This window comes from Kocuria sp. CCUG 69068, from assembly GCF_020833785.1.
Lineage (GTDB): Bacteria > Actinomycetota > Actinomycetes > Actinomycetales > Micrococcaceae > Kocuria > Kocuria rosea.
The window spans coordinates 1-3,948 of the sequence record NZ_PDDL01000180.1 but is presented as its reverse complement, the minus strand read 5'-3'; the positions used below and the strand labels follow the sequence as shown (position 1 = coordinate 3,948).

The 3,948-nt window shown below is 74.6% G+C and carries 3 protein-coding genes and 1 pseudogene; all 4 read left to right on the top strand.

Annotation, left to right across the window (positions count from 1 at the left end; all coding sequences use genetic code 11):
* The coding region (locus tag CRM73_RS18485; protein ID WP_229588707.1) for an OpgC domain-containing protein at positions 1–1,264 on the top strand (1,264 nt) is incomplete at its 5' end.
* Between the two features lie 231 nt (positions 1,265–1,495).
* Positions 1,496–2,551, top strand: a complete 1,056-nt coding sequence (locus tag CRM73_RS18480; protein ID WP_229588706.1) for a glycosyl hydrolase — start codon at positions 1,496–1,498, stop codon at positions 2,549–2,551.
* Between the two features lie 156 nt (positions 2,552–2,707).
* Positions 2,708–3,355 (top strand): hypothetical protein, encoded by a 648-nt coding sequence (locus CRM73_RS18475; RefSeq protein ID WP_035930308.1) that lies wholly within the window; start codon positions 2,708–2,710, stop codon positions 3,353–3,355.
* 20 nt (positions 3,356–3,375) lie between these two features.
* Positions 3,376–3,948 (top strand): annotated as a pseudogene (locus CRM73_RS18470) (hypothetical protein); the annotation flags it as partial.

Sequence of the window (3,948 nt, the reverse complement as noted above, 5' to 3'; positions counted from 1 at the left end):
CGCGGCGGCGGCCGTGCTCGCCGCGGGCGCGCTCCTCTGGCTCCTGGCGCGGCGGGGGCCGGCCCGGGCCTGGGCGTACGCCGAGCCCGCCCCGCGCGACAGCCGGATCGACATGCTGCGGGGCCTCGCGATCGTGTTCGTCGTCGTCAACCACGTGGGCCTCACCTCGTTGTTCCAGCTGCTGACCCAGGAGACCGTGGGCGTGGTCTCGGGGGCCGAGCTGTTCGTCCTGCTCTCCGGGGCCGTGCTGGGGATGGTCTACGGGCCCCGGACGAAGGACGACCTGGGGACCGTCGTCGACCGCACCGCCGCGCGGGCGTGGAAGCTCTACGTCACCGCGCTGGTCGTCGTGCTGCTCGTCTACGGACTCAGCCTGCTGCCCTTCCTGGACGCGGGCGCCGTCACCACGTTCACCGACCAGGGCACCGGCGCCGCCGGCAGGGGGGCCTCCGGCGCCACGTACGACCTCTACGCGGGCATGGACGGGCTCCTCGAGTTCCCCGTCCGGGCCCAGCTGATCCCTGCCGTGCTGCTGCTGCAGGTGGGCCCGTGGCAGTTCAACATCATGGGTCTCTACGTGATCCTCCTCCTGGTGAGCCCCCTCGTGCTCGCCGCCCTGGCCCGAGGCTGGGCCTGGCTGGTCCTGCTGGTCAGCGCCGGGCTCTACGCCGCGGGCTCGGTCTTCCGGATCCGCCTTTTGCCCTCCCAGTTCGAGGACTCGTTCCCCCTGCTCGTGTGGCAGGTGCTCTTCGTGCTCGGCATGGTCACCGGGTTCTACCGGCGGCAGATCGTCACGTGGTTCGCCGACCGGCGCCGCCGGCCGCTGCTCGTCGCCTGCCTGCTGCTCGCCGTCGCCCTCGCCCTGTTCTCCTGGTCGAGTCCCTACGCCAGCAGCGCCTACGACGTCCGGCTGGCCCTGCTGCCGGAGCCGGCGTTCCGCACGGTCTACGACGCCTACTTCGGCCGGACCTACCTGGGGATCGGCCGGCTGCTGAACGTGCTCCTCGTGGTGATCGCCGGCTACGCCGTCCTCAGCGCCTACTGGAGGCCGCTCGAGCGCGCGCTCGGGTGGTTCCTCGTTCCGCTGGGACGGGCCACCCTCTACGTGTTCATCGTGCACGTGTTCCTGATCCTGGCCGTGGCCAACGTGCCCGCTCTCCAGCAGGGGGACGTGTGGCTCAACACCGCCGCCTACGTGGTGGTCCTCGGCCTGCTGTGGGTCATGGTCCGGACCCGGTTCCTCTTCCGGCTCGTCCCCCGGTGAGATGCAGCCGGCGGCCCTGGCCCGGCCCAGGCCGTGGTCCACTGCCGGCCCGCGTCGTTCCGTGACGGAGGGACCCCCCGTCCGGTCAGCACGTATGACGCGGCCGGCGGGCGGGTGGGGGAGCGGCCGCCCGCGGGTGGTAGTTTGCGCTCGCTAATTCTCGTGGCCCCGTGCGAGACCCCCCAGCGCGCTCGCCGTCGGCGGGGAGCCCGCTCCCGTCGGAAGAACCCCATGCCTGCTTTCGTTCCCCCACGTGTCCTGTGCTCCCTCACCGCGGCCGCCGCCGCCGTGGCCCTGGGGCTCGTCGCCGTGCCCGCGGCGCACGCGGCGCCCTCGGCCCACCTCCCGGCCGGACCGGCGGCGCTCGCCCCGGCGAAGAAACCGGTCAGGACGACCGCCGTCGTGCCGGCCGAGCCCAAGGTCCGCACGTGCCCGCTGCGCTTCGGCGTCGGCACGGCCGGTGGTCCCGCCGCCTCCACCGAGCTCGCCGAGGTGGCGTCCCTGACCGGTGAGAAGCCGTCGATCGTCCTCTCCTACAAGGACTTCGCCCAGCCCGTTCCCTCCTGGGAGCTCGAACAGACCCGCGCGGCCGGAGCCACCACCCTGCTGACCTGGGAGCCGTGGGTCTGGGGCGGCGGGATCGACCAGCCGGCCCACTCCCTGGACGCGATCGCCTCCGGCGCCCACGACGCCCACATCACCGACTGGGCCACCCGCCTGGCCGACTGGGGATCCCCGGTGATGCTGCGCTTCGGCCACGAGATGAACGGGAACTGGTACCCGTGGGCCGAGGGGGTCAACGGCAACGGCGCCGGGGACTACGTCGCCGCCTGGCGCCACGTCCACGACATCTTCACCCGCGCGGGGGCCGACAACGTCCAGTGGGTCTGGAACCCGAACGTGCCGTACTACGGGTCCACGCCCCTGGACGGGCTCTACCCCGGCGCCGACTACGTCGACGTCGTGGCCCTGGACGGCTACAACTGGGGCACCTCCCAGAGCTGGTCCAGCTGGCAGCAGCCGTGGGACCTGTTCGCCTACGGCCTGTCCGAGATGCGGCGCCTGGCCCCGGGCAAGGAGATCGTCGTCGCCGAGACCGCCACCGCGGAGGCCGGCGGGTCCAAGGCCGAGTGGAACGCGCACCTGGTGTACTACCTCGCGCAGCAGCCCGACGTCACGGGGCTCGTCTGGTTCCACCTCGACAAGGAGGTGGACTGGCGGATCAACTCCTCCACCGCCTCGGCCCAGGCCCTGGCCGCCGAGCTCGCCAAGCGCCCCTGCCCCTGAGCACCGCGGCGCCGCGCGCCACACCGGGTCATGCGAATCACAAAAGCAAACCGCGCGTGTAGCGTGACCCCCAACGACCGGCACCGCGCCACCGCTCATCCGGAGGCGGCGCGGCGCCGGTCGGTCCCCCCAGGACCGTGTCGAGGAGTCCCCCCCATGGCAGTTCCCCTCACCCCGCCCCCCGGCCGCCGGCTCGGACCCGTCTGCGCGGCGCTGCTCGTCGTCGCGCTGGCGGGCTGCGCCGAGGACCGGGGGACCGGCACCACCGCGGCGTCCAGCGCGAGCCCGCCGGCGGCCACGGCCGGTTCCGCGCCCGCGTCGGGGGCGGACGGAAGCACGACGCCGGAGACGCCCCGCGACAGCCCGGCCCCGCCGGGCAACGACGTGGCCCCCTACGACGACACCGCCACCCGGGACGCCGCCGGATCCTTCGGCGCCGCCCAGCGGCTCGACGACTCCCTCGAGGCGGTCGTGGAGGGACCCCGCCCCGGCACCACCGGCGAGCGCCCCGTCCGGGCCGCCCCCGGCACCCCGGTGCAGGTGTTCACGCTGACCCTCACCAACACCGGGGCCGCCCCGGTCGACGCCGTGCCGTGGTCCTTCCCGGTCGCCGTCGACGGCGAGGCCCCGGCGCCCCCCGTCTTCGACGACTCGCTGGGCGTGCCGATGGAGACCTTCCCGACCATCGCCCCCGGCGGGAGCGCCTCCCTCGAGGTCGCCTTCTCCGCGGAGCACGACGCCGACCTGGCCGTCCGCGTCTTCGACAACACCACCCCCGACCACTACGTCGAGTTCACCGACTGAAGCCCAGCAAGGGACCCCCCATGAAGATCTCAGCTCTGCGCATCCCCGCCGCGGTCGCGGCCTGCTTCGCGGTCGTCCTCGCCGGTGCCCCGGGGGCGTCCGCGGCGCCGTCCGCGCCCGCCCCCGGCGTCTCGGCCGGTCCGACGACGACCCCCGGACCCACGGCGGGTGCCGTCGCGGCGACCGTGCGGCTCGAGCCGGTGGACGACGAGTCGACCGTGCCCGAGCGGGAGACCTCGCTCGTCGACGTCCTCGCCAACGACGGCCTCGAGGACCCCGCGACGGTGCGGCTCCTGCTCGTGGACCCCGCGGCCCGCGCGGCCGAGGACGAGCTCGTCGACGAGCTGCGCACGGATCTCGGGTCCCTGCGCGTGGTGTCCCCGGACACGGAGCCCGACGCCCTGCCCGAGGGCTGGGAGGTCCCGGACCACCCGGTCCTCGCCCTGACGCCCGCTCCGGACCGGCCCGCCGACGCCGCCTCGGTGGAGGTGGCCTACGCCGTGCTGGGCGCCGGGGGCGAGGCGGCCCGGGCCGTGCTCACGGTCGCCCCGGACCAGGAGGCCCCCGGGGCCTCCGCCGCGCCCACCGCCTCG